Origin of the sequence: Bradyrhizobium sp. AZCC 1588 (genome assembly GCF_036924735.1) — a bacterium.
Taxonomy (GTDB): Bacteria; Pseudomonadota; Alphaproteobacteria; order Rhizobiales; family Xanthobacteraceae; genus Bradyrhizobium.
This window is the reverse complement of record NZ_JAZHSC010000001.1, coordinates 55724-81047: the sequence shown is the minus strand read 5'-3', so window position 1 is coordinate 81047 and position 25324 is coordinate 55724. Positions and strand designations below refer to the sequence as shown.

Here is a 25324-nt window from a genome sequence, read left to right as displayed (position 1 = left end):
GAACCGGAGCGGACGGCGGGTGCCGCCGTCCGCTCCGTCAATACAGGCGTGATCCGGAAAAGCGGGGGGCGGCTTTTCGGCAAGTCACGCGCAGCAAGAAGCAGTAATCGGGACATCAGGCATGGCTGACATCGCAATCGCGCCACGACGCGCCAAGACGGAGATCCGCGAGGCCAGCGCGTGGGACCAGCTCAAGCACAACCGTAACTGGCTGGGCTTCTGGTTCATGGTGCCGGCGCTGGCCTTCCTGATCTTCTTTCTGGCCTATCCGCTTGGCCTCGGTATCTGGCTCTCATTCACGGATACACGTATTGGCCGGGTAGGGCAGTATGTCGGGACCGAGAATTACGAATGGCTGTGGGATGACGCGATCTTCTGGCTTTCGGTATTCAACACGCTTCTCTACACGTTTATCGCGAGCGCCATCAAATTCGGAATAGGGCTCTATCTGGCGCTGCTGTTGAACGAGAACATGCCGTTCAAGGCGATGCTGCGGGCGCTGGTGCTGATTCCCTTCATCGTGCCGACGGTGCTGTCGGCGCTGGCATTCTGGTGGATCTTCGATTCTCAATTCTCGATCATCTCGTGGTCGTTGAAGCAGATGGGCCTGATCACCCAGAACATCAATTTCCTCGGCGACACGACCTGGGCCCGCATTTGCGTAATCTTCGCCAATATCTGGCGCGGTGTGCCGTTCGTCGCGATCACACTGCTCGCCGGCCTGCAGACCGTGCAGCCGTCGCTCTATGAGGCCGCGACGCTCGATGGCGCGTCGCGCTGGCAGATGTTCCGCTTCATCACCTATCCGCTGTTGACGCCGATCATCGCCGTCGTGATGACTTTCTCGGTGCTGTTCACCTTCACCGACTTCCAGTTGATCTGGGCGATGACGCGGGGCGGTCCGGTCAATGCCACGCATCTGATGGCGACGCTGTCGTACCAGCGCGCGATCATCGCGGGTCAGTTGGGCGAGGGCGCGGCGATCTCGAGCGCGATGATCCCGTTCCTCCTCGCCGCCATCATGGTGTCTTGGTTCGGCCTGCAGCGCCGCAAGTGGCAGCAAGGGGAAAACAATGACTGATCTCCCCACCTCACGGATCGATCTCAAGGCCGTCCTGCATAGCTCGGCGCCAACGATCGCGAGGGACGATCACAGCGAAGGCATGAGCTATCTGCAGTCGGTGCCGCGCCGGCTGGTGACGCTCTATCTGCCGTTGTCGATCATCGTCATCGTGCTGCTGTTCCCGTTCTACTGGATGGGCCTGACGGCGATCAAACCGGATGAGCAGTTGCTCGATCTCGACAAATACAACCCGTTCTGGACCTGGAATCCGACCTTCAAGCACTTTTACAAGCTCTTGTTCGAAAGCCACTATCCGATGTGGCTCTGGAACACGATGTATGTCGCGGTCTGCGCCACCATCCTGTCGATCATCGCGAGCGTGCTCGCGGCCTATGCCATCGTCCGGTTACGCTACAAGGGCGCCAATATGGTCGGCGGCCTGATCTTCCTGGCCTATCTGGTGCCGCCGTCGATCCTGTTCATTCCGCTGGCGACCGTCGTGTTCCAGTACGGCCTGTTCGACTCGCCGATGGCGTTGATCCTGACCTATCCGACCATCCTGATCCCGTTCTCGACCTGGCTGCTGATGGGCTACTTCAAGACCATCCCGTTCGAGCTGGAGGAATGCGCGCTGATCGATGGCGCCAGCCGCTGGCAGATCCTGATCAAGATCGTGCTGCCGCTGGCGATTCCCGGACTGATCTCGGCGTTCATCTTCTGCTTCACGCTGTGCTGGAACGAGTTCATCTATGCGCTGACGTTCCTGCAATCGACCTCCAACAAGACGGTGCCGGTCGCAATCGTCAACGAATTCGTCGATGGCGATATCTATCGCTGGGGCTCGCTGATGGCGGGTGCGCTGGCGGGCTCTTTGCCGCTCGTCATCCTTTACGCCTTCTTCGTCGAGCACTATGTGTCGGCCATGACGGGAGCCGTGAAAGAATAGGCGCGTAAAGGTCCGCATCAAGAAATAGCAAAACTATCGCTGTCGTCCCTGCGAAAGCAGGGACCCATAACCACCGGCGGCAATTGTTGAGACGAAGCCGTCAACCATCCCATCTCGATTGCATCGGCTGCGGCGTATGGGTCCCGGCTCAAGGCCGGGACGACCAAGTATGAAGAGGGAGTAGGGGTCTTGCACATTCTGATTCTCGGCGCCGCCGGCATGGTGGGCCGCAAGCTGACCGAACGGTTGCTGCGCGACGGCCGCCTCGGCAAGCACGACATCACCCGAATGACACTGCAGGACGTGGTGGCGCCCACCAAGCCCAACGCGTCGATCCCTGTACAAGTCGTGGCTTCCGATTTTGCCGATCCCGGCGCGGCGGAGCCACTGATCGCGCATCGACCGGACGTGATCTTCCATCTCGCCGCGATCGTTTCCGGCGAGGCCGAGGCCGAATTCGACAAGGGCTACCGGATCAATCTCGACGGCACGCGATACCTGATCGATGCCATCCGCCACGCCGGCGGCGGTTACAAGCCGCGGCTGGTGTTCACGTCGTCGATCGCAGTGTTCGGCGCGCCTTTCCCGGAAAAGATCGGCGACGAGTTCTTTCATACCCCCCTGACGAGCTATGGCACGCAGAAGTCGATCTGCGAACTCTTGATCAATGACTATACCCGCAAGGGCCTGCTCGACGGCATCTCGATCCGCCTGCCGACGATCTGCGTACGGCCGGGCAAGCCGAACAAGGCGGCCTCCGGCTTCTTCTCCAACATCATTCGCGAGCCGCTCGCCGGCGAGGAGGCCGTATTGCCGGTCTCCGAGGATGTGCGGCACTGGCACGCCTCGCCGAAATCGGCGGTGGGCTTTCTGGTCCACGCCGGCACCATGGATCTTAACGCGATGGGGCCGCGGCGTAACCTCAGTATGCCCGGCATGTCGGTGACCGTCGGCGAACAGATCGCGGCGCTCGACCGCGTCGCCGGCAAGAACGTCACCGCGCGCATCAAGCGCGTGCCCGACCCGACCATCATCGGTATCGTCTCCGGCTGGCCGCGCGATTTTTCCACCGACCGCGCCCTCAAGCTCGGCTTCACCACCGCGGAAAAGACGTTTGACGACATCATCCGGATCCATATCGAGGATGAACTCGGCGGTAAGTTCGCGGCCTGACGCGATCTCACGTCCAATCGCGCGGATGCGGTCATGAGCAAGGTAGCCTGCATCGGCGAATGCATGATCGAGCTGAAGCAGGCTCAAGGGAATGAGGCTGGCCTGTATTCGCGCGGCTACGGCGGCGATACGCTCAATACCGCCGTCTATCTCGCGCGCCTCGGCGCCAGCGCCGACTACATCACTGCGCTCGGCGACGATAGCCTTAGCGATGAGATGATAGCAGGCTGGGCCGCGGAGGGTGTCGGGACGGCGCGCGTGGCGCGGCTGCCCGGCAAACTGCCGGGTCTCTACATGATCGAGACCGACGACAAAGGCGAACGCCGGTTCTTTCATTGGCGCGACAGCGCCGCCGCCCGCAGCCTGATGGATTTGCCGGAGACACCGGAGATACTGAATGCGCTCGCCAGCTACGATGTCATCTATCTCTCGGCCATTACACTGTCGCTCTACAGCCCGGAGGGGCGGGCGCGGCTGTTTGCGGCGATCAAGCGCGCGCGGGAGAGAGGGACGCGTTTTGCGTTCGACACTAATTTTCGTGCGCGCGGCTGGCCCGATCCGGATATCGCGCGCGTGGTCTTTCGCGAAGCCTTTGAGATTTCTGACATCGTTCTGGCCTCGCTTGAGGATTTGTTGCCGCTCTTTCCCTACGAGAGCGACGATGAGTTGCTATCACGCATACCCAGCGCGGAGGTCGTGCTGAAATTGCTCAAACCCGCAACGGTTCTGCGCTTTGAAGGTGTGCTGCATCGGACGCAGGCCGAGCCGCTGCGAGCGCCCGTCGTCGATACCACGGCGGCCGGCGACAGTTTTGCCGCCGCCTATGTTGCCGCGCGCCTTGCCGGCGCGGACCCGGTTGAGGCCGCCCGCGCGGGACACCGCCTCGCCGGCGTTGTGGTATGCCACCCCGGGGCGATCATCCCGCGTGCAGCGATGCCGACCGACCTCATTCCCGCTACCTCTCGCAAGGCATCTCCATGACCGCAGCCACAAGGCAGGAACAGCTCGCCACGATCTTCCAGTCCGCGACGGTGATCCCGGTGCTCACCATCGAGCGGCTGGAAGACGCGGTGCCGCTGGCGCGCGCTCTGGTGGCAGGCGGGGTGCGCGTGCTGGAAGTCACCCTGCGGACGCCGGTCGCCGCGGATGCCGCCAAGGCCATGATCGCAGAGGTGCCGGACGCTATCGTCGGCATTGGCACGATCCTGAACGCCGACGACTTGGCGCGGGCGCGCGCGCTCGGGGCCAAATTCGGTATCAGCCCGGGCGCGACGCCGGAGCTCTTGAAAGCCGCCGCCGCGAGCGACCTGCCATTTGCCCCAGGGATTGCGACCGCGTCCGAGCTGATGCAGGCGCTGGCGGCCGGCTTCGACATCGTTAAATTCTTCCCGGCTGAGCAGTCCGGCGGTATCAAGGCACTTCGGGCGCTGGCGGGACCGTTTCCGAATGTCAGGGTTTGCCCGACTGGCGGCATCGGGGAGGCCAATGCAGCCTCCTGGCTGGCCGAACCAAATGTCGTGGCGGTTGGCGGTTCCTGGCTCTGCCCGCCCGCCGACATCCGATCCGGGAACTGGCCCGGCATAACCGCCATGTGCGCGCGGGCGATGAAATCGCTGAAACCGGCGTGAAGTCTGTTCCCCGATAGGCTACAAAAGCCCTCAGAACCGAAATAGGGAGAACGACCATGACAGCCAGCATCGTCGGATGGGCGCACACGCCATTCGGCAAGTTCGACGCGGAAACCGTCGAGAGCCTCGTGGTCAAGGTTGCGACCGATGCGCTTGCCGACGCCGGCATCTCGGCCGAAGACGTCGACGAGATCGTGCTCGGGCATTTCAACGCGGGCTTCTCACCGCAGGATTTTACCGCCTCGCTGGTGCTGCAGGCCGACCCGAAACTGCGCTTCAAGCCGGCTACGCGGGTCGAAAATGCCTGTGCCACCGGCTCGGCGGCGGTGCACCAGGGTATCCGGGCGATCGCCTCGGGCGCGGCCAGGATCGTGCTGGTGGTCGGCGTCGAGCAAATGACGCGGACGCCGTCGGCCGATATCGGACGCTACCTCCTGAAGGCGTCCTATTTGCCCGAGGATGGCGATACCGTCGGCGGCTTTGCCGGCGTGTTCGGCAAGATCGCGCAAAGCTATTTCCAGAAATACGGCGACCAGTCGGACGCGCTGGCGATGATCGCGGCCAAGAACCACAAGAACGGCGTCGCCAACCCGTATGCGCAGATGCGCAAGGATTATGGCTTCGAGTTCTGCCGCGCCGAGAGCGAGAAGAATCCCTATGTCGCCGGCCCCCTGAAGCGCACGGATTGCTCGCTGGTGTCGGACGGCGCGGCAGCGCTGGTGCTGACGGATTCGGAGACCGCCAAGACGATGGGCAAGGCGGTGAATTTCCGTGCCACCGCGCATGCGCAGGATTTCCTGCCGATGTCCAAGCGCGACATCCTGCAGTTCGAAGGCTGCACGGTGGCCTGGCAGCGCGCGCTGGCGCAGGCCGGCGTTCAACTCTCCGACCTGTCTTTTGTCGAAACCCACGACTGCTTCACCGTCGCCGAACTGATCGAATATGAAGCGATGGGCCTGACGCCACGCGGGCAGGGCGCCCGCGCGATTTTGGAGGGCTGGACCCAGAAGGACGGCAAGCTGCCGGTTAATCCGTCCGGCGGCCTGAAGGCCAAGGGCCACCCGATCGGCGCCACCGGTGTCTCCATGCACGTGATGAGCGCGATGCAGCTCGTCGGCCAGGCGCCCGAGGGCATGCAGCTCAACAACGCAAAACTTGCCGGCATCTTCAATATGGGCGGCGCGGCGGTGGCGAACTACGTCTCCGTGCTGGAGCCCGCGAAGTAGCGTTGCATCATGCCGCGCGAAAGGGAGGCATCCGATCCGTAGGGTGGGCAAGGCGCACCTGCGCCGTGCCCACCATGAGTGCCGAGAGGTGAGACTGGGTGGGCACGCGGAGCCTGCCATCGGGCGCGCATTCGCTCGACCCGGTGGCTTTGCCCACCCTACAGTTTTCCGGAGCGTGCATTATGAGCAACGAAAGTTCGATGTCAGAGGCAGAACTGAACAACCGGATCAGGATTCTGGAAGACAACATCCGCCAGTTGATCGAACAGGCTGCCGCGGCCTCCGGCGAACGGAACGAAGCGCGTATCGCCGACCGGCTCAGTCAGCAGAATGAAGAGTTGGAACGGCTGACCCGGGAACGCGACGCCAGGGCCAAGAAATAACTATCGAAGAAATAGCCATCGAAGAAATAACCGCTATCGCGCATACGCCCATACGCTGAGCGCGCCTTGATCTTCGTAAGCGCCTGCCGTTACTTGGTTCCCAGACAACAATGCGGACCGATGATGGCCGCGTATCGGGAGCAGGCTGATCCATGGGACCATTGGCGGGCATCAAGGTCATCGACATGACGACCGTGCTGATGGGGCCCTATGCTACCCAGATGCTCGGCGATTACGGCGCCGACGTCATCAAGGTTGAATCGCTCGACGGCGACGTGACGCGGCAGATCGGGCCGACCCGTCATCCCGGCATGGGGCCGGTGTTCCTCAACACCAACCGCAGCAAGCGCTCGATCTGCCTCGATTTGAAGAAGCCGGCGGGGCGTGACGCCGTGCTGCGGCTGATCAAATCGGCCGACGTGCTGGTTTACAATGTGCGCCCGCAGGCGATGGCGCGGCTGAATCTCGGCTACGACGTGGTCGCGAAAATCAATCCGCGCCTGATCTACGCCGGCGTATTCGGCTTCGGCCAGGATGGGCCCTATGCAGCAAAACCCGCCTATGACGACCTGATCCAGGGCGCGACCGCACTGCCGGCGCTGATGGCGCAAACGGCAGACGGCGTGCCGCGCTACGTGCCCAATGCGCTGGTCGACCGTATCGTCGGGCTCACCGCGGTGGGCGCGATTTGCGCCAGTCTCGTCGATCGTAACCGCACCGGGCGCGGCCAGCGCGTCGATATTCCGATGTTCGAAACCATGGCCGGTTTCGTGATGGGCGACCACATGGGCGGGCTCACCTATGAACCGCCGCTCGACAAGGGCGGCTATGCCCGGCACCTGTCGCCGGACCGCCGACCTTACAAGACCTCCGACGGCTATATCTGCGTTATCGTCTATAACGACAAGCAGTGGCAGAATTTCTTCGACGCCACCGGCCGTGACGACCTTCGCGTCCACCCGAAATTTGCGACCTTCGCCGGCCGCGCCGCCAATATCGACGCTGTCTATGCCGAGTTGGCGCGCATCCTCGAGACCAAAACCACCGCCGAATGGTCGGCGATCCTGGAGAAGGCCGACGTGCCGGTCATGCCGATGCATGATCTCGAGAGCCTGCTCGGCGATCCCCACATCGTCGCAACCGATTTCTTCCCGGTCGTCGATCATCCGACCGAGGGCCGCATCCGCAACATGAAGCCATCGGCGCGATTTTCCGAAACGCCGATTGAAACCAAGCGGCTGGCGCCGCGCCTCAGCGAGCACGGCGCTGAAATCCTCAGCGAAGCGGGTTTCTCGGCGGACGACATTGCCGCTTTGGTACGCGATGGTGTCACCAAGGCCGTGCCAAACACATAGGACGGACACATGGATTTCGCGCTATCCGCCAACCAGGAATCGATCCGCGACGCGGTCGGCAAAATCTGCTCGCGCTTCGACGATGCCTATTGGCTGAAGAAGGACAAGGAGGGCGGCTACCCCGCCGACTTCCACCGCGCGCTGGCGGATGCCGGCTGGCTCGGCATCTGCATCCCCGACGAATATGGCGGGTCCGGGCTCGGCATTACTGACGCCGCGATCATGATGCGGACGATTGCGGAATCCGGGGCCGGCATGTCGGGTGCGTCCGCTGTGCATATGAACGTGTTCGGGCTCAATCCCGTGGTCGTATTCGGCACCAAGGAGCAATGCACGCGCATGCTGCCGCCGATCATCGACGGCCGCGACAAGTCCTGCTTTGCGGTGACCGAGCCCAACACCGGGCTCAACACCACGCAGTTGAAAACCCGCGCGGTGCGCAAGGGCGACAGATATGTCGTCAACGGGCAAAAAGTCTGGATTTCGACCGCCCAGGTCGCCAACAAGATCCTGCTGCTGGCGCGCACCACGCCGCTGGAAGAGGTGAAGAACCCGACCCACGGTTTGAGCCTGTTCTATACGGATTTCGACAAGCAGCGCGTCACCGTGCACGAGATCGAGAAGATGGGCCGCAAGCCCGTCGATTCAAACGAACTGTTCTTCGAGAATTTTGAAATTCCGGTCGAGGATCGTCTGGGTGAAGAGGGCCGCGGCTTCGAATATATCCTGCACGGCATGAACCCCGAGCGCATCCTGATCGCAGCGGAAGCGGTGGGGCTGGGGCAGGTCGCGCTATCGCGGGCCGCGGCCTATGCGAAGAACCGTGTCGTGTTCAATCGCCCGATCGGCATGAACCAGGGCATCCAGCACCCCTTAGCGAAGAACTGGATGGAACTGGAAGCCGCGTGGCTGATGGTGCTCTCAGCCGGCTGGCAATACGACCAGGGCATGCAGTGCGGTCCGGCCGCCAACGCCGCGAAATATCTCGCCGCCGAAGCCGGCTTTCACGCCTGCGAGCAGGCGGTGATGACGCACGGCGGTTTCGGTTACGCCAAGGAATATCACGTCGAGCGCTATTTGCGGGAATCCCTGATCCCGCGCATCGCGCCGATCAGCCCGCAGCTTATCCTCAGCTTCATCGCCGAGAAGGTGCTGGGGCTGCCGAAGTCGTATTGAGGATGGGAAATCGGTCTACCCACAACGTCATTCCGGGGCGGCGCGAAGCGACGAACCCGGAATCTCGAGATTCCGGGTCTGGTCCTTCGGACCATTCCCGGAATGACGAAGTTCAACGCGGTTAGAGAACCATGAGCTTCATCACCGGCGTCGGACTGACGTCCTATGGCAAGCACGAAGGCTCGTCCTCGCTCGATCTCATGAGCAAGGCGGCCGAGCTTGCCATCGCCGACGCTGGGCTGAAGCGATCCGAGATCGACGGCATTCTTTGCGGCTATTCGACAGTGTCGCCGCACATCATGCTCGCAACCGTGTTCGCCGAGCATTTTGGCATCCAGCCGTCCTACGCACATGCCGTCCAGGTCGGCGGCGCCACCGGGCTTGCCATGACCATGCTGGCGCATCATCTGGTCGACGCCGGCGTCGCAAGGCATATGCTTGTGGTCGGCGGCGAAAACCGTCTCACCGGCCAGAGCCGCGATGCCTCGATCCAGGCGCTGGCGCAGGTCGGCCACCCCGATTACGAGGTGCCACTGGGGCCGACCATTCCCGCCTATTACGGCCTCGTCGCCTCGCGCTACATGCACGAATACGGCGTCACCGAGGAAGATCTCGCCGAGTTCGCGGTTCTGATGCGCGCGCACGCGATGACCCATCCCGGTGCGCAGTTCCACGAACCGATCACGGTCGCCGACGTGATGGCCTCAAAGCCGGTTGCGATGCCATTGAAGCTGCTGGATTGCTGCCCGGTGTCGGATGGCGGCGCGGCGTTCGTCGTCAGCCGCGAGCGCACCGGCGCGACCGGCATTCGCGTGCGCGGCTGCGCGCAAGCGCATACCCATCAGCACGTCACGGCGGCTCCCGCTCTAGGCGAACTCGGTGCCGAAATCGCTGTCGCCAAGGCCAAGGCCGCATCCGGTCTCGCGATCTCGGACGTACGTTACGCCGCGGTCTATGACAGCTTCACCATCACGCTGGCGATGCTGCTGGAAGATCTCGGGCTTGCCGGGCGCGGCGAGGCAGCCGCGCGGGTGCGGGCAGGGCATTTTGGCCGCAACGGCGCCATGCCACTCAACACCCATGGCGGTCTCTTGAGCTACGGCCATTGCGGCGTCGGTGGCGCGATGGCGCATCTCGTCGAGACGCATCTGCAGATGACCGGGCGTGCCGGCTCCCGGCAGGTCCGCGATGGCTCGATCGCGCTGTTGCATGGCGATGGCGGCGTGCTGTCGTCACACGTCAGCATGTTCCTGGAGCGGGTGCGATGAGCGAAAAACGCGCCGACTGGACCAAGGGCGCCGAGGCCATCGTCTATCAATCCTGCCGCGCTTGCGGGAAGGCGCAGTATTTTCACCGCAGTTTCTGCGCCGTCTGTGGCGCACCTGATCCGGTCGAGAAGCGCGCCAGCGGGAGAGCGATGGTCTATGCGACGTCGCTGGTCTGCCGCGCCGCGACGCCGGAAACCCGCGCGCACGTTCCCTACAATATCGTGCTGGTCGATGCGGCCGAGGACTTTCGCATGATGGCCCATGGCGCCAATGATCTCGCGATTGGCGATTACGTTACTGCAAGCTATCGGCTGTTTGCAGGAAGGCTGGTCCCGTATTTCGAGAAAACGAAGTGAGGTTCAGCTAAAATGCTCACGCAACGAAGCAACCCAGAATTACGCGGAACGGGTGAAAAATCTGAGTGCTTCGACGCGTCAACATTCAGTGCCAGTAGAACACAACGCTGGCGATGACGAGCATCGCTGTTACCGCCAGCATCTGCGCAAGTGCTTCCGAGGCCGCCTTCCTGGTGGCTTCCTTCATGCCTAACTCCCTAGACTTGGGCATGAGTCATCGTTGCCCGCGAAGGCCTGATGAGCTCAGTTTGGTTTTACTCGGAACACCCCGCGACGAGTATTCGCTCTTTTGAGTCCCCACTCAGCGAATATCGACAGTCCGGAGAATCGACCAGCATTGAGGCGGCAATTTGGCTCGCTCGTAGCCGGTTTGTGCACGAGAAAGGGAGTTTTTTGGAGCGTGTTTGACGGCTTGAGCGTAGGCCCAACCTGCGACCGCAACGTTTCGACGGTTGATCGGCTCCCTGCTGCAGTGCATGATCTCTCTGTCAGCAAATCAGAAAATCCAAAGCCCAAGGTGACGAATGGCCCGCATCGAATATAGCGATCCTGCCAAGCACAACGATCGCACCCGCGAACTGCTCGGCAAAAACCGCAATGCGAACATCTTCCGGATGATGGCACACTCGCCGAGCTACCTCGAACAATACTGCCGGCTGGGCGGGGCCATCAGGCACAAGGGCGAACTGGACCCGATCGTGCGCGAGCTCGCCATCACCCGCACCGGCATCCTGTGCGAGGCGCCTTACGAGATCGTCGCCCATAAGCGAATTGGCAAGAACGTCGGCGTGACCGACGAGCAGAACGAGGCGCTGGAAAACTGGGAGGCGGCGACCTGCTTCAACGACGTACAGCGCGCCGCGCTCGCCTTCACCGACGAGATCGTCAGGCGTCACAAACCGACGGAGGCAACGTTCAACGCGATTGCAGCCAAGCTGACGCCGGCCGCATTGGTCGAACTGCAGCTTTCGGTCGGCTTCTACATCATGACGTCGAAATTTCTGGAAACCTTTGCCATCGACATGCAGCCGGTGACGGAAGTGGTGGGGTGAGCGGCGGCTGGGTCCGAGAGCCGCTGATCTCAATTCGCGGGGCCGTATCGCCGTAGCGCCTCCAGCGTCAGCCCCTTGCCGACGGCGCCGAAGATGTCGCCTTCGACGATGCGGGCTGAGGGCACGGCTTGGGTGATCGCCTTGTGGACGTGGGCGAGGTTTACCGAGCCGCCGGTCAGGAACACGGAGTCGATATCTTCAGCGGCCAATCCCGCCTGAACGAGGCAGTTCCTGATGCGCGCCGCGATGCGGTCGGCCAACTGCCTGGTATGGTTGACGAGGTCGGGGCGGCCGATTTCGGCGCTGAGACCGGGGGCAACCCACTCCAACGGAATGTCCGCCCGCCGCCTCTCGGACAGGGCGATCTTGGCATCTTCGACTTCCATTGCCAGCGTATGGCCGCGCTGCTCGTGGACCACGCGGATCAGCCGATCGAGAAGTTCCGGCTCGGCCGCCTGCAGCCGCACCTGGCGGATATCCGCCATCACGCGCGGCTCATACATGCGGTTGATGTTCGACCAGGTGGCGAGGTCGTGAAAATAACTCGACGGCACGTCGAGCCCGGCGCGCTTCATGGCGCTGCGGAATCCGAACAGCGGCATGACCACGCCGAGACTGAGCTGACGGTCGAAATCGGTGCCTCCGATGCGGACGCCATCATTGGCGAGAATATCGGCTGTACGATCGGCCTTGCCGTGGCGTTCGGGACCCAGCCGCACGATCGAGAAGTCGGACGTGCCGCCGCCGATATCGGCGATCAATGCCAGTTCCTCGGAAGTGGTTTGCCGCTCATAGTCCAGCGCTGCCGCAATCGGTTCGAACTGAAAAGTGACCTCCTCGAAACCGATCCCCTGCGCAATCGATCGCAGGGTTTGCTCCGCCTTGCGGTCGGCGTCCGGCGCATTATCGACGAAATGTACGGGACGGCCATGAACGACACGGCGCAGTTGGCGGCCCGTGGCCTGTTCCGCGCGACGTTTGACTGCGCCGAGGTAATAGGCAATCACATCACGGAAGCTGACCCGCGCTCGGCCCAGCCGGGTGGTTTCCTCGATCAGCGAGGTACCGAGCACCGATTTGAGGCTGCGCATCAGGCGGCCGGCCGTGCCTTCGACATAGGCTTCCATGGCCCTGCGGCCGATCAGAACGCCGCCATCCGCCTCATAGAAGATCGCGCTGGGAATCGTGCTGTGCGCCGCCTCCAGCGCCACCAGAACCGGCGCCCGGCCTTCCATGGTGCCGAGCGTCGTGTTCGACGTTCCGAAATCAAGACCGCAGATCGACATGGGAGCTCCGGGAGGGAGCGCCCGTTTACACATTACGAGGCCATCAATCCACCCCTATCTCGGCGTGTTTTCCCTTGCGAATCCCGCGTGCGGGTTGTTGACCGATGGGCCCGATCCACAGATCAATTTCTTTCGTGCGGCGGGTTGGCAAATCAATCCGAGATGGTCCATAAGCTGCGTCCCCGCGGCCGGTCCTCCCGCCGCAAACGGCTTTGGAAAGAGGTCGCGTGGCAAATATCAATCGACAGATTGCGCAAGAGCTTGGCGTTCGCGAGGAGCAGATCGCGGCGACGGTCGAACTGCTGGACGGCGGCGCCACGGTGCCGTTCGTGGCGCGCTACCGCAAGGAAATCACCGGCGGGCTCGATGACGCGCAGTTGCGCACCCTGGAAGAGCGCCTGACTTACTTGCGCGAGCTCGAAGCGCGCCGGGTCGCGATCCTTGATTCGATCCGCGAGCAGGGCAAGCTCGACGCTGCGCTGGAAGCACAGATTATGGCGGCCGACACCAAGGGCCGTCTGGAAGATATCTACCTGCCGTTCAAGCCGAAGCGCCGCACCAAGGCCGAGATTGCCAAGGAAGCCGGACTCGAGCCGCTGTCCGAGCTGTTGCTGACCCAGCCGCAGAACGATCCGCAGGTCGTCGCTGCCGGCTTTGTCGACGCCGAAAAGCAGGTGGCGGACGTCGCGGCCGCCCTCGAAGGCGCCCGCGCGATTCTGGTGGAGCGATTCGCCGAAGACGCCGACCTGATCGGACGGCTGCGCGAGGAGATGTGGACCAGCGCGCTGATGATCTCCACCGTACGCAAGGGCAAGAAGCTCGAAGGCGAGAAGTTCAAGGACTATTTCGATTTCAACCAGTCGCTGCACAAGCTGCCTTCACACCGCATCCTCGCGCTGTTCCGCGGCGAGAAGGAAGAAATTCTGGAGCTGCAGATGCAGCCCGAGGCGAATGTGCCCGAGGCCGGCGTCCCCAGCGCCTATGAACTCAAGATCATGCAGCGCTTTGGCATCGCCGATCAGAAGCGCCCGGGCGACCGTTGGCTGGTGGAGACCGCGCGCTGGGCGTGGCGCACCAAGATCCAGGTGCATCTCAACATCGACCTGCGGATGCGGCTATGGACGGCGGCCGAGACCGAGGGCGTGCGGGTCTTCGCCTCGAATTTGCGCGACCTGCTGCTGGCGGCGCCGGCCGGCGCCCGCGTCACCATGGGGCTCGATCCCGGCTACCGCTCCGGCGTCAAGACCGCCATCGTCGATGCGACGGGGAAGGTGGTGGCGACCACGACGATCTATCCGCATGAGCCGCAGCGGCAATGGGATGCGGCACTGGCGACGCTCGGCAAACTCGCGGTCGCGCACCGCGTCGAGCTGATCGCGATCGGCAACGGCACCGCCTCGCGCGAGACAGACAAGTTGGCGACCGAGCTCGTCAAGCTGCTGCCGGATCTCAAGATGTCTAAGATCGTGGTGTCGGAAGCCGGCGCGTCGGTCTACTCCGCCTCGGCCTTCGCGTCGGAAGAGCTGCCGGAGCTCGACGTCACCTTGCGCGGCGCGGTGTCGATCGCGCGGCGCCTGCAGGACCCGCTCGCCGAACTCGTCAAGATCGATCCGAAGGCGATCGGCGTCGGCCAGTATCAGCACGACCTCGGCGAAGCCAAGCTGGCGCGTTCGCTCGATGCCGTGGTCGAGGACTGCGTCAACGCCGTCGGCGTCGATGCTAATACCGCTTCCGCGCCGCTGCTCGCGCGCGTGTCGGGCATTGGTGCGGGGCTTGCGCAAAGCATTGTGCAGCATCGCGACGCCAACGGGCCGTTCAAGTCGCGGAAGGAGCTGAAGGAAGTGCCGCGGCTCGGACCCAAGGCGTTCGAGCAATGCGCCGGCTTCCTGCGCATCAACAATGGCGAAGACCCGCTGGATTCCTCCGGCGTGCATCCCGAAGCCTATCCGGTGGTGCGCCGGATTCTCGCCGCGACCAAGAGCGATATCAAGGCGCTGATCGGCAATGCCGATGTCGTGCGCCAGTTGAAGCCGCAGGCCTTTGTTGACGAAACCTTCGGCCTGCCGACGGTAACCGATATCCTGCGCGAATTGGAAAAGCCCGGCCGCGACCCGCGCCCGGCGTTCAAGGCCGCGGTGTTCAAGGAGGGCGTCGAGGAGATCAAGGATCTCAAGCGCGGCATGATCCTGGAAGGCACGGTGACGAACGTGGCGGCGTTCGGCGCTTTCGTCGATATCGGCGTCCACCAGGACGGGTTGGTGCACATCTCGGCGATGTCGAAGAATTTCATCAAGGACCCGCGCGAGGTCGTGAAGCCGGGCGACATCGTCAAGGTCAAGGTGCTGGAGGTCGAGGTCGCCCGCAAGCGCATCGCGTTGACGCTGCGGCTCGACGACGAAATCGGCGACAAGGGCCCCAAGCTGTCGGATAGCAAGATGCGCGAGTATTCCAAGGCGTCGATGACGTCGTCGTCGCCGCGCAAGCCGCAGGAGCAGGGCGGCGCGCTCGCCGAAGCGCTGCGCCGCGCCGCCGAAAAGAACGGGCGGGGCAAAGCGGGGGCGTAGCGACAGGCGACGGCGTTCCCCGGATGCTGCGCAGCGCCAAAAGCGCGTTCACGCGCGTCTTCGACGCGCTATGGCGGTGCGCTGCTGATCCGGGGTCCATGATGCGGCGCTGTGGGTCCCGGCTCTGCGGAGCAGCGTGAAGAACGCTGCACCGCGTCCGGGACACATGACTAACCCGACGTCAGCAGGTCCAGCTTGGCGTTGGCGAGGATCAGGCGATCGGCGAGCAATTGCGCAAGGTTGCGCATGATGCGCTCGCCGGCGCGCGGGTGCTGTTTTCGGAAGCGCTCGAAATCACTGAGCGAAACTTCATATGCGGTCGCGGCCATGTCAGCCAGCACGTCGGCGGAACGCTGCGGCTCCAGCAGCGCCATTTCGCCAAAGGGCATGCCTGCCGTCAACGTCGCCAGCCTCACGCCGTCGGGCAGGGTGACGTGGACTGCGCCGCTCCGCAAGAAGAACAGCGATGCGGCGACATCGCCGGCGGAGATGATCTTCTCGCCGGTTTGATAGGTCCGGATTGACGCGAGCGAAGCGAGATCGGTCAATTCCTCCTCCGTCAGCCCCGCCAGCAGTGATTGCTCGGAGAGTTCGGTCGCCTCGAAGAAGTCGATAGCGCCGCCGTAGCGATAGACGAGCTGGTCTTCCGCCCATTCGATGGCGGCGTCGAGCAGGTAGTAGTTGCGGATATTGATGAGACCTTCAGTCCATTCCGCGATCATTTTCCAGTCCGGCGACGAGCGCCTGATGCCGGAAAGAATCACCGTGACGTGATGCGCCGCGAGCTCGCGGAATTCCTCGGCGAGCAGGCGGGCGCCGGCGCGGGTCATGGCGGTGACGCGGCGCAGGTCGAAAATGACGAGTTGCGGCCGCGGCCTGGCCGCAAGCTGGCGCGAGACGTAGTCGACGTTTGAAAACGACAGCGTCCCGACCAGCTCGATCACGCGGACATCCTGGTGGTGCGCGGCGAGGATGGTCTGCTCCTGCGCGCGCCGCACGCGCCGCGAGGGGCTGTTGCCGATGTCGTAATCGGCGATGATGCTGTTGCGCGCATCGTCGCTGCGGTTGAGCATGTGAAGGTCGTAATGTGACGATAGCGCCTCGCAGACCTTGATGCCGCGCACGCTGTTGCCGTGCTTGTCGAGTTTTGGCGAATAGCTGCCGAGCCCGAGCCGCGCCGGGAGCGCCGCGAGGATGCCGCCGCCAACCCCGCTCTTGGCGGGGATGCCGATCCGGTAGATCCACTCTCCCGCATAATCATACATGCCGGAGCTCGTCATCACCGAAAGCGTGCGCGAGATGGCATACGGCGTCATCACCTGCTCGCCGGTCACCGGATTGATGCCGCGGTTGGCGAGCGTCGCCGCCATCACCGCGATATCACGCGCCGTCACCAGGATGGCACATTGCCGGAAATAGACCTCCAGCACGGCGGCTACGTTCTCCTTGATCACCGCGTTGGTGCGCAGGAGGTAGCCGATCGCGCGGTTGCGATCGCCGGTCGCGCTTTCGGAAGCATAGACGGCATCGTCGACGTCGAGCTCGCGCCCGGCAAACCGGCCGAGCGCCTGCCTGATGTATTCGAATGCCGCATCGCCCTTGGCCTCGTGGATCAGGCCGGAGCAGGAGATCGCACCGGCATTGACCATCGGATTGAAGGGATGGTTCTCGGCGTTGAGGCGGATCGAGTTGAAGGGATCGCCCGAGGGCTCGACGCCGATGACGCTCTCGACCCGTGCTGCCCCCAGCGTGTCGAGCGCCAGCGCGAACACGAAGGGCTTTGACATCGACTGAATGGTGAAGGGGACCTGCGTGTCGCCGACTTCGTAGACATGGCCGTCGAGGGTGGCGAGGCTGATGCCGAAATGGGCAGGATCGGCCTTGCCGAGTTCAGGGATGTAGTCGGCGACCGCGCCACCGGTCTCGGAGGTGAATTCGGCGTGGCAGGCCTTCAGGAACCGCAGCAACGGCGGTTTCGAACGGGTCCAGGCTGTGGGACTGGTCGTGAACGGAAGAGGCGATTGTTTCATCGCCTCCTGTTGTGCAACGCAATCAGGGTGCGTGCAACCCGTTCGGCGGCGCCAGCGTCTGGCGGCGCACCAGCAGCAGCGCGACCAGCGCCGCAGGAATGAGAATGGCGAGACCGAGCAGGGTCACCTGCATCTGCGACAGCGGCATGATCCCGCCGCCCGGTGTCGCCACTACGAAGCCACCAACTACGAACGACACCCGCAGCGGCCATTCCAACGCGCCGGCGGCCCTGAGATCGCCGACAAAGACCTGATAGCCCTGAATGCCGCCGCAGATAAACAGTGTGCCGAAGCCTGCCAGCGCCATCAGTCCGAGCCCTTCGAGATACGGGCTTGGTCCCTGCAGCACCAGCGCCGGGTTCAACACGAAGAAGAACGGGATGAAATAGATGATGCTGCCGACCCACATCGATTCCCACCCCGTCTTCATTGCTGGCGAGCCGGCGATGCCGGCCGCGGCAAAGGAGGCGATTGCGACCGGCGGCGTGATCGAGGACAGCATGCCCCAATAGAAGATGAACATGTGCACGGCCATGCGGTTGAGGCCGAGTTTTTCCAGCGCAGGCGCCACGAGGATGGCGAGGAAGATGTAGCAGGCCGTCGTCGTCAGCCCGAGCCCGAGCACGAGGCTGGTGAAGGCGCACATCACGAGCAGCAGGAGTGCGTTGTCGCCGGCGATCCGCAACAGGTCGTTGGCGAGGCTCGAGACCACGCCGGTCATCGAGAACGCGCCGATCAAGAGCCCGCATCCGGCAAGGATGCCGACCAGCTCGACGAATGTGCGGCCGTTGACCTCAAGGAACTTGCTGATCGTCCCAAGCGTCCAGCGGGTATCCTTGGAGAAGAGCTGGTTCAGCACCAAAAGAAGCGCAGTAGCGTAGAACGGCGCGTGGCTCTCGCGCTTGAAGTAGAGCAGCATCACGATCAGCAGCGCGATGACGAAAACGTAGTACCAGCCGTCCTTGATCGTGTCCCATACCTTCGGCAGTTCGGCGCGCGGAATGCCCTTCAACCCGTGGCGGGCGGCATAGGAATCCACCTGCATGAACAGGCCGATGTAGTAGAGCGTCGCCGGAATGATCGCAGCAAGCGCGACGTCGGCGTAGCTGACGTTGAGGAACTGCGCGATGACGAACGCGGTCGCGCCCATCACCGGCGGCGCCAGCACGGCGCCGGTCGAGGCGCAGGCCTCGATCGCAGCGGCATAGGAGGCGCGGAAGCCGCTCTTCTTCATGACGGGAATGGTCATGGTGCCGGCGGTCAGCACGTTGGAGATGATCGAGCCCGACATCATGCCGAGCAGGCCGCTGGCAAAGATGCAGACCTTGGCGGCGCCGCCGCGGAAGGTGCCGCACATTGCAAACGACAGGTTGATGAAGAATTTCCCGGCACCCGTCATCATCAGCGCCGTGCCGAACACCAGAAAGCCGATCACGGTATCGGCAAAAGCCTGGATCGGAATGCCGAGCAGGCTTTCGCCCGAAAGCACGTGATACGCCGTCGCTTGTTCGAGTGTCGATTGGGTGCCGCGAAACGGCCCCAGCCACGTCGCATCGGCGAACAGGGGATACACCGTAAACGGCAGCACGCTCAGCAGCAGGCTCCAGCCGCCGGTGCGCCGCAACGCTTCCATCAGCACGACCCACATGATGACGCCGGCGACGATCACGTAGGTCGGCGCGCCGCCGAATTCCCAGCCGGCTTCTGCCGCTTTGCGGACGCTGCGCATCAGGAGGATTGCGCAGGCGAAACTGGCGACAAACAGCAGGATGTCATACCAGGGAATTCGATCGAGCGGCGCGCTCCCGGTCCCCGGAAAGATCAGGAACGTGAACGGCAGCATCAGCGCGATCAGGAGATAGAAGTACTCGGTGTTGAGCTGGGTGTAGCCGAGGAAGAAGCGCAGGGAGAATTGCTGGTTGATGCACAGCAGGATGGTTACCGCAGTTGCAATCACCAGCGTCCAGCGCCACGCCCCGCGCAATGTCCGCACCCGCGTGACTTCGGCTTCCTGCATGTTGGCATGCGGGTCGTCGAACTCAATTCGTTTTGCAGGCGCGGCTACGCTATCACTCGCAGCAGGTGACATCATTCCCCCTAGACGGTGTTCGCCTTGGACCCCAGGCGAGTGAGGCAGCGCTACTCAAAGCCGTTGGGCATGTTCGCCTTCGCCAGCGCCGCGGCGCGTGCCTTCATCCAGCCTTCGAGAAACGCCTTGTCATCCGATGGCGGGCTGGACTTGCCGTAGTCCGTCCATGCGGCGGCCAGCACTTGCTGGCGCTTCAGCAATTCCTTGTTGTAGGCTTCCTGCGCGTCGGTCCATTGACCGGCTTCCTTCAGTGCCCTGGCGGCGCCCGGATGCACCGGGACCACCCAGTTCTTGGTCTGGCGGTCGGCCGCAAGACCGGCCGCGCCCGGCGCGGAGTCCTTATAGGCGTCGTAGCCCGTGATCATCGCCTTGGTGATGGCATAGACTTCGTCGGCGGGCAGCGTCCCGTATGCCATGAAAATCGGGTAGGGATAGTTGCCGAGCTCGATCGGCTTGTCCTTGGAGATGCCGGCGCCGCAGGTCGCGACGTGCGGGAAAAAGAACGAGCCGACCTTTTTCACGCGCTCCCAGCCGGCCTTGTCTTTGTGGGGCAAGGGCGGCCAGATGATGCCGCGCGGTGATGTCTCGAGTTCCTTCGCCGGGCCGGTGATGGTGGTGGCGAAAGCAGCGTCGACGTCGTTGTTGATCATGCCCTTCCACATCGCGCCGTAGCTCGAGAACTCGACGACCTTGACGTCGCTTTGCTTGAGGTCGCCGAAAGCCAGGATGGCGAGCGCGTTCTGATTCAGCGCCGGCGAACCGACCACAAAGCCCACGCGCTTGCCCTTGAGCTGCTTGATCTCGGTCACACCGGAATCCTTGGCGACGCCGAGCGTGGCGGCGTTGCAATCGACCGTGGACAGCACGAGCTGCAAGGGCTGGGGGCCCCATTCCTTGGTACCGAACTCGAACACGCCTTCCTGGGCGAAATAGGTGCCGGAACCCATTGCGGACATGGCCGCGCGCTTGGCGCGCAGCGGCGCCAGTCGCGCCACGTCATTGCCGGCGGGCAGCACGCGAACGTCGGTGCCGTATTTGTCCTTCATCATCTTGCCGACGCCGACGGCGATGTTGAAGCCCGCGGTGCCGGTGTCATAGGCGGTGACCACCATGGTCGGCGGCAGCTTGACGTCTTCCGCATAAGCCGCCGGCAAGGTCAGCCATGAGATGCCTGCAAGGGCGAGTGGTGCGAGCGCCTTCAAGCGGTAGATCATAATTTTCCCCTCAGATTGTTTCGCTATGCGAAAATTCTCTCGTTAGCGTCGATCATGTCATATCGCGGCTGGCGATGGAAACATCACGTGCGTACACGTCAATACCAGAGCTGGACAGATTGTCGCGGAACTCGTTCAAAAAAGTTTATGCCGTGATCCGGTTAAGCTTCGATGATCGCGACAACCTGTCCTTCGGCGATAACGTCGTCGAGTTTGACCAGGATGGCCTTGATCTTTCCTGCCGTCGTCGACGTGACCGGAATTTCCATCTTCATGGCTTCCACGAAAGCGATCTCGTCGCCGTCGCCGACATTGCCACCAGTTGCGACGGGAAGCGCGCACACGCGTCCGGCGACTTCGGTGACAATCTTGATCTCTGGCATGTCCGTTCTCCCGGGGACCGTCTGACGGACAGGCTGTCCTCGTGAACGGCTTTTTGTTGTGGCCGCAGATTGCCTGAGGTAGTTTGTTCTGCAAGTGGAATTTTGTTCCGCAGGGCGGAATTAGGCCATGGAGCCATAACAATGGGAAGACGCTCGGAAAGGCTTAGCAAACAGGGAATGCTCGCCAGCGATCTGGCGGGCGAGGGTGACGTGATCCAGGTGGTGTCGCGGGCGTTCGACGTCCTGCGCTGCTTCGAGGGTCATGAAGCCAGACTAGGTAATCTGGAAATTTCCAGCCGCTGCGGACTGCCGCGGTCGACGGTGTCGCGGCTCACGCACACGCTGACGCGGATGGGCCAGCTCGTTTATCTGCCGCGCGACCAGAAATACCGCATCGGGCCAAGCGCGGTGGCGATGAGCACCTCCATGATGAAGGGGTTGCAGCTTCGCAATCTGATCAGGCTGCGTCTGCAGGACGTCGCCGATCAATTGCCGGGCACCGTCGGCTTCGTGATTCCCGATCGCTATCACCTCGTCTATCTCGAATTCGCGCGCGCGGCGAATGCGCTCGGCCTGCACGAAGGCACTGGCAGCCGCATCTCGATGACCAGCACCGCGGCCGGCTTTGCCTACACCGCAGCGCTCGACACCGACGTCGGCGACGCCCTGATCGCCGAAATGGAGCGCGAGATCCCGGAAAATGCGGGACAGTTGAAGCCGCGCATCGAAGATAACCGCCGCCACCTGCGCGAACACGGCTATGTCGTGGGCTGCGGCACCTGGAGCCCGCATATCAACGGCTGCGCGGTGCCGGTGTGGTCGCCGCAATATCAAACCTTTGTCGTCGTGACGATCGGCCTTCTCGCCGCGATGTTTGACGAGGAGCGGCTGCACCGGGAAGTGGCGCCGCAGATGCTCGAACTCGGCGTCGCGATCGGCGGCCTGCTGGAAGGCGCCGAGGGCGACATCTTCGCCAATCGGATTGAAAGAAAGCCGCTTCCGGTGCCGGCCCATAATAACAACAAGATCATCAGGACGGAGGATACGAATGAACTGGAAGCCGGAGCTCGACGAGCTCGCTCGGCGCGAAGCGTTCGCGCGCGAGATGGGAGGCGTTGACAAGGTCAAGCGCCAGCATGACCAGGGCCGGCTCACGGTTCGTGAGCGCATCGACAAACTGATCGACAAGAGTTCCTTCCACGAGATCGGCGCGATTTCCGGCATCGCCGAATACGACGAAAACAGCGAACTCAAGCACCTGACGCCGGCCAACTGCGTGTTCGGCCGCGGCAGGGTCGACGGCCGCACCGTGGTTGTCGTCGGCGACGATTTCACCGTGCGCGGCGGCTCGGCCGATGCGTCGATCTCGGCCAAGCCGCTGATGGCCGAGGAGATGGCGCATGATTTTCGCCTGCCGATCATCCGCGTCATCGAAGGCTCGGGCGGCGGTGGCTCGGTGAAGACGATCGAGACGCGCGGCGCTGCGAATCTGCCCGGCGGGGTCGGCGGCACGCGCTGGTATTGGTTCACGACGGCGAACATGGCGCGGGTGCCCGTGGTCGCGCTCGGCCTCGGTTCGGTCGCGGGCCTTGGCGCGGCACGGCTTGCCGCCAGCCATTATTCCGTCATGACCCGAAATTCCGCGATGTTCGTCGCAGGCCCGCCGGTCGTAAAACGTCTTGGCCAGGACCTGACGAAGCAGGAGCTTGGCGGCGCCGAGATCCAGACCCGCGCCGGCGGCGTCGATGATGCCGTCGATACCGAGGAGGAGGCGTTCGAACGCGCCAGGCGTTTTCTGTCCTATCTGCCGTCCTCGGTATATGACCTGCCGCCGACCACGCCGTGCACGGATGATTCGGAGCGCGCGGAAGAATCGCTGTTGAAGGCGGTGCCGCGCAACCGCCGCCAGGTCTACAAGATGCGCCCGATCATCGACGCCGTTGTCGACAAGGGTTCGTTCTTCGAAGTGAACGCCAATTTCGGCCGTCCGATCATCACGGGCCTTGCCCGGTTCGAGGGCCGCGCGGTGCTGCTGCTGGCGAGTGATCCCTTTCACTATGGCGGGTCGTGGACGGCGGAGGCATGCCAGAAAGTGGTGCGCTGGGTCGATTTCGCCGAGACCTTCCATCTGCCGGTGGTTTACCTAATGGATTGTCCCGGCTTCATGATCGGGCTCGAGGCCGAGAAGTCGGCGACCATCCGCCACGGCGTGCGGGCGATGGCGGCGGTCAACCAGTCGACCGTGCCTTGGTGCACCATCATCGTGCGCAACGCGTTCGGCGTCGCCGGCGTCGTGCACCAGCCGGCCAACCGCTATTCGATGCGCTATGCCTGGCCGTCGGCCTATTGGGGCTCGCTGCCGCTCGAAGGCGGCATCGAGGCCGCCTACCGCGCCGATATCGACGGGTCGGATGATCCGGCCGCGAAGCTGAAGGAGATCGAGGACCGCCTCAACAAGCTGCGCTCGCCGTTCCGCTCCGCCGAGAAATTCTGGGTCGAGGAGGTGATCGACCCACGCAAGACGCGTTCGCTGCTGTGCGAGTTCGCGCGATTGGCGGAGCCGATCCGCAGCGTAGGTCCGCCGAGCAACATGTCGACGCGGCCGTAGCGCACCGATGGTAGGGTGGGCAAAGCGAAGCGTGCCCACCACAGATGTCGACGATGCGGAGAGATGGTGGGCACGGCGCAAGTGCGCCTTTGCCCACCCTACGGCAGTGGTTATGCCGCCACGGGCTTCGGCCGCGAGATCGCCAGAACAATCAACGCCGCCACCACGCAGAGCGCACCGGCGAACGCCGGCAGATAGGTCTGCAGTACCGTCCGCGACAGGCCCGCACCGAAGGCGGCGACACCCGCCCCCAACTGATGGCCGGCAAAAATCCAGCCGAACACCAAGTTGGCGCGTTCGGGGCCGAACCGCTGGGTAGTGAGACGCACCGTCGGCGGTACGGTCGCGATCCAGTCGAGTCCGTAGAACATCGCAAACAGCGACAGGCCGTAGAGCGTGAAATCGGAGAACGGCAGAAACAGCAGCGATAGGCCGCGCAGCCCGTAATACCAGAACAGGAGCCAGCGATTGTCGTAGCGGTCCGACAGCCAGCCGGAAGCGATGGTGCCGACGAAATCGAATATGCCCATCGCAGCCAGCAGGCTCGCCGCCTGCACCTGCGGAATGCCGAAATCGAGGCACATCGGAATCAGGTGAACCTGGACCAGGCCGTTGGTAGAGGCGCCGCAGATGAAGAATGTGGCGAACAGGATCCAGAACACGCCCGATTTCGAGGCATCGCGCAGCGTGCCGAGCGCCGCCGCCATGATCGGAGTGTTGTTTGGGGGAGGCGCCGGCAGCGGCTCGGTGCCTTCGTCGCCGAACGGCCTTAAACCCACATCGCTTGGCCGGTCACGCATGATCATCAGCACGGCGAAAGCCGCGACGCCGAGCATCACGCACACCAGCGCCAGTGCGATCCGCCAGCCATACGTATCGGTCAGGCTCGCCAGCAGCGGCAGGAAGGCGAGCTGCCCGGTGGCGACGCTCGCGGTCAGGATGCCAACGACGAGACCGCGGCGCGCCACGAACCAGCGTGCAGCAATCGTTGCGCCCAGCACCAGCGCCGTCATGCCGGTGCCGAGCCCGATCACCACGCCCCACAGCAGCATGAGCTGCCAGACCTGTGTCATCGCCAGCGACGCCACCAGGCCGGAGACGACGATCAGCAGTGCCAACAGCGTCACATTGCGCAGGCCGTAGCGGTTCATCAGCGCGGCAGCGAAGGGCGCCATCAGCCCGAACAGAATGAAGCGGATCGACAGCGCGGAAGAAATCTCCGCCGTCGTCCAGCCGAATTCCTTTTGCAACGGCACGATGAAGACGCCGGGCGCGCCGACCGTGCCGGCGGAGATCAGGGCGGTGAGGAAGGTCACGGCGACCATCACCCAGCCGTAATGGATATTGCGGCGGGCGAGGGCGGCTGAAAGCCAATTCGAGATCATTGGTCCTCGGGGAATTCGGGTGGGAAAGTTTGCTTAAGGCGGCTTTACGTATTCTGACGTGACGTTGGTCCGACTTGAATGTCGTACTTCCCTCATTTCAGGACACGACGACGCCAGCGGCAATCCGCGCAAGCCGGAT

The 25324-nt window shown here is 63.2% G+C and carries 21 protein-coding genes; 15 read left to right on the top strand and 6 right to left on the bottom strand.

What is annotated here, in order from left to right; translation table 11 throughout:
* The first annotated feature begins 121 nt into the window (after positions 1-121).
* From V1277_RS00340 to V1277_RS00285, 12 genes are all read left to right on the top strand, one after another.
* Positions 122-1081 (top strand): carbohydrate ABC transporter permease, encoded by a 960-nt coding sequence (locus V1277_RS00340; RefSeq protein ID WP_213249782.1) that lies wholly within the window; start codon positions 122-124, stop codon positions 1079-1081.
* Complete coding sequence (locus V1277_RS00335; protein WP_334414569.1) at positions 1074-2009, top strand: carbohydrate ABC transporter permease; 936 nt, start codon at positions 1074-1076, stop codon at positions 2007-2009. Before V1277_RS00340 ends, V1277_RS00335 begins: the two co-directional genes overlap by 8 nt.
* Positions 2010-2198: 189 nt before the next feature.
* Positions 2199-3182 carry a D-erythronate dehydrogenase gene (denD, locus tag V1277_RS00330; RefSeq protein ID WP_334414568.1) on the top strand — a complete coding sequence of 328 codons (984 nt, stop codon included), beginning with the start codon at positions 2199-2201 and terminating at the stop codon, positions 3180-3182.
* Between the two features lie 33 nt (positions 3183-3215).
* Positions 3216-4163: a sugar kinase gene (locus V1277_RS00325; protein WP_334414567.1), complete on the top strand. Its 948-nt coding sequence runs from the start codon at positions 3216-3218 to the stop codon at positions 4161-4163.
* Positions 4160-4810, top strand: coding sequence for a bifunctional 4-hydroxy-2-oxoglutarate aldolase/2-dehydro-3-deoxy-phosphogluconate aldolase (gene eda, locus V1277_RS00320; RefSeq protein WP_334414566.1), 651 nt, complete (start codon positions 4160-4162; stop codon positions 4808-4810). Before V1277_RS00325 ends, eda begins: the two co-directional genes overlap by 4 nt.
* Before the next feature lie 56 nt (positions 4811-4866).
* Entirely contained in the window at positions 4867-6036 is a 1170-nt protein-coding gene (locus V1277_RS00315; RefSeq protein ID WP_334414565.1) for an acetyl-CoA acetyltransferase, read from the top strand.
* Between the two features lie 182 nt (positions 6037-6218).
* Positions 6219-6419, top strand: coding sequence for a hypothetical protein (locus tag V1277_RS00310; protein WP_334375971.1), 201 nt, complete (start codon positions 6219-6221; stop codon positions 6417-6419).
* A 152-nt stretch (positions 6420-6571) separates the two neighbouring features.
* Positions 6572-7774, top strand: a complete 1203-nt coding sequence (locus V1277_RS00305; protein ID WP_334414564.1) for a CaiB/BaiF CoA transferase family protein — start codon at positions 6572-6574, stop codon at positions 7772-7774.
* A 9-nt stretch (positions 7775-7783) separates the two neighbouring features.
* A complete protein-coding gene (locus tag V1277_RS00300; protein ID WP_334414563.1) occupies positions 7784-8950 on the top strand; it encodes an acyl-CoA dehydrogenase family protein in 1167 nt (388 codons plus the stop codon).
* Between the two features lie 131 nt (positions 8951-9081).
* Complete coding sequence (locus V1277_RS00295) at positions 9082-10218, top strand: thiolase family protein (protein ID WP_334414562.1); 1137 nt, start codon at positions 9082-9084, stop codon at positions 10216-10218.
* Complete coding sequence (locus V1277_RS00290) at positions 10215-10574, top strand: Zn-ribbon domain-containing OB-fold protein (RefSeq protein WP_334414561.1); 360 nt, start codon at positions 10215-10217, stop codon at positions 10572-10574. The genes V1277_RS00295 and V1277_RS00290 overlap by 4 nt, the downstream gene beginning before the upstream one ends.
* 524 nt (positions 10575-11098) lie before the next feature.
* Positions 11099-11626: a carboxymuconolactone decarboxylase family protein gene (locus V1277_RS00285; protein WP_334414560.1), complete on the top strand. Its 528-nt coding sequence runs from the start codon at positions 11099-11101 to the stop codon at positions 11624-11626.
* 29 nt (positions 11627-11655) lie between these two features.
* Here the strand turns inward: V1277_RS00285 and V1277_RS00280 are convergent, their stop codons facing one another.
* The gene (locus V1277_RS00280; RefSeq protein WP_334414559.1) at positions 11656-12912 is read right to left on the bottom strand and encodes an Hsp70 family protein; all 1257 of its coding nucleotides are present in this window, start codon (positions 12910-12912) and stop codon (positions 11656-11658) included.
* Positions 12913-13139: 227 nt separating this feature from the next.
* On the opposite strand from V1277_RS00280, the gene V1277_RS00275 reads away from it, so the two are divergent.
* Positions 13140-15476, top strand: a complete 2337-nt coding sequence (locus V1277_RS00275) for a Tex family protein (protein WP_334414558.1) — start codon at positions 13140-13142, stop codon at positions 15474-15476.
* 170 nt (positions 15477-15646) lie between these two features.
* Here the strand turns inward: V1277_RS00275 and glsA are convergent, their stop codons facing one another.
* From glsA to V1277_RS00255, 4 genes are all read right to left on the bottom strand, one after another.
* Entirely contained in the window at positions 15647-17506 is a 1860-nt protein-coding gene (gene glsA / locus V1277_RS00270; RefSeq protein WP_334414557.1) for a glutaminase A, read from the bottom strand.
* Positions 17507-17528: 22 nt separating this feature from the next.
* A complete protein-coding gene (locus V1277_RS00265; protein ID WP_334414556.1) occupies positions 17529-19595 on the bottom strand; it encodes a TRAP transporter permease in 2067 nt (688 codons plus the stop codon).
* A 50-nt stretch (positions 19596-19645) separates the two neighbouring features.
* The gene (locus V1277_RS00260; RefSeq protein WP_334375961.1) at positions 19646-20809 is read right to left on the bottom strand and encodes a TAXI family TRAP transporter solute-binding subunit; all 1164 of its coding nucleotides are present in this window, start codon (positions 20807-20809) and stop codon (positions 19646-19648) included.
* Positions 20810-20970: 161 nt separating this feature from the next.
* Positions 20971-21192 carry an acetyl-CoA carboxylase biotin carboxyl carrier protein subunit gene (locus tag V1277_RS00255; RefSeq protein ID WP_057846297.1) on the bottom strand — a complete coding sequence of 74 codons (222 nt, stop codon included), beginning with the start codon at positions 21190-21192 and terminating at the stop codon, positions 20971-20973.
* A 141-nt stretch (positions 21193-21333) separates the two neighbouring features.
* Here V1277_RS00255 and V1277_RS00250 point away from each other — a divergent pair, with 141 nt between their 5' ends.
* Both V1277_RS00250 and V1277_RS00245 read left to right on the top strand, forming a co-directional pair.
* Positions 21334-22311: an IclR family transcriptional regulator gene (locus V1277_RS00250; RefSeq protein WP_334414555.1), complete on the top strand. Its 978-nt coding sequence runs from the start codon at positions 21334-21336 to the stop codon at positions 22309-22311.
* Positions 22241-23800 carry an acyl-CoA carboxylase subunit beta gene (locus V1277_RS00245; protein WP_334414554.1) on the top strand — a complete coding sequence of 520 codons (1560 nt, stop codon included), beginning with the start codon at positions 22241-22243 and terminating at the stop codon, positions 23798-23800. The genes V1277_RS00250 and V1277_RS00245 overlap by 71 nt, the downstream gene beginning before the upstream one ends.
* A gap of 110 nt (positions 23801-23910) precedes the next feature.
* On the opposite strand, the gene V1277_RS00240 is transcribed toward V1277_RS00245, so the two are convergent.
* Positions 23911-25185: an MFS transporter gene (locus V1277_RS00240; protein ID WP_334414553.1), complete on the bottom strand. Its 1275-nt coding sequence runs from the start codon at positions 25183-25185 to the stop codon at positions 23911-23913.
* Positions 25186-25324: the final 139 nt, after the last annotated feature.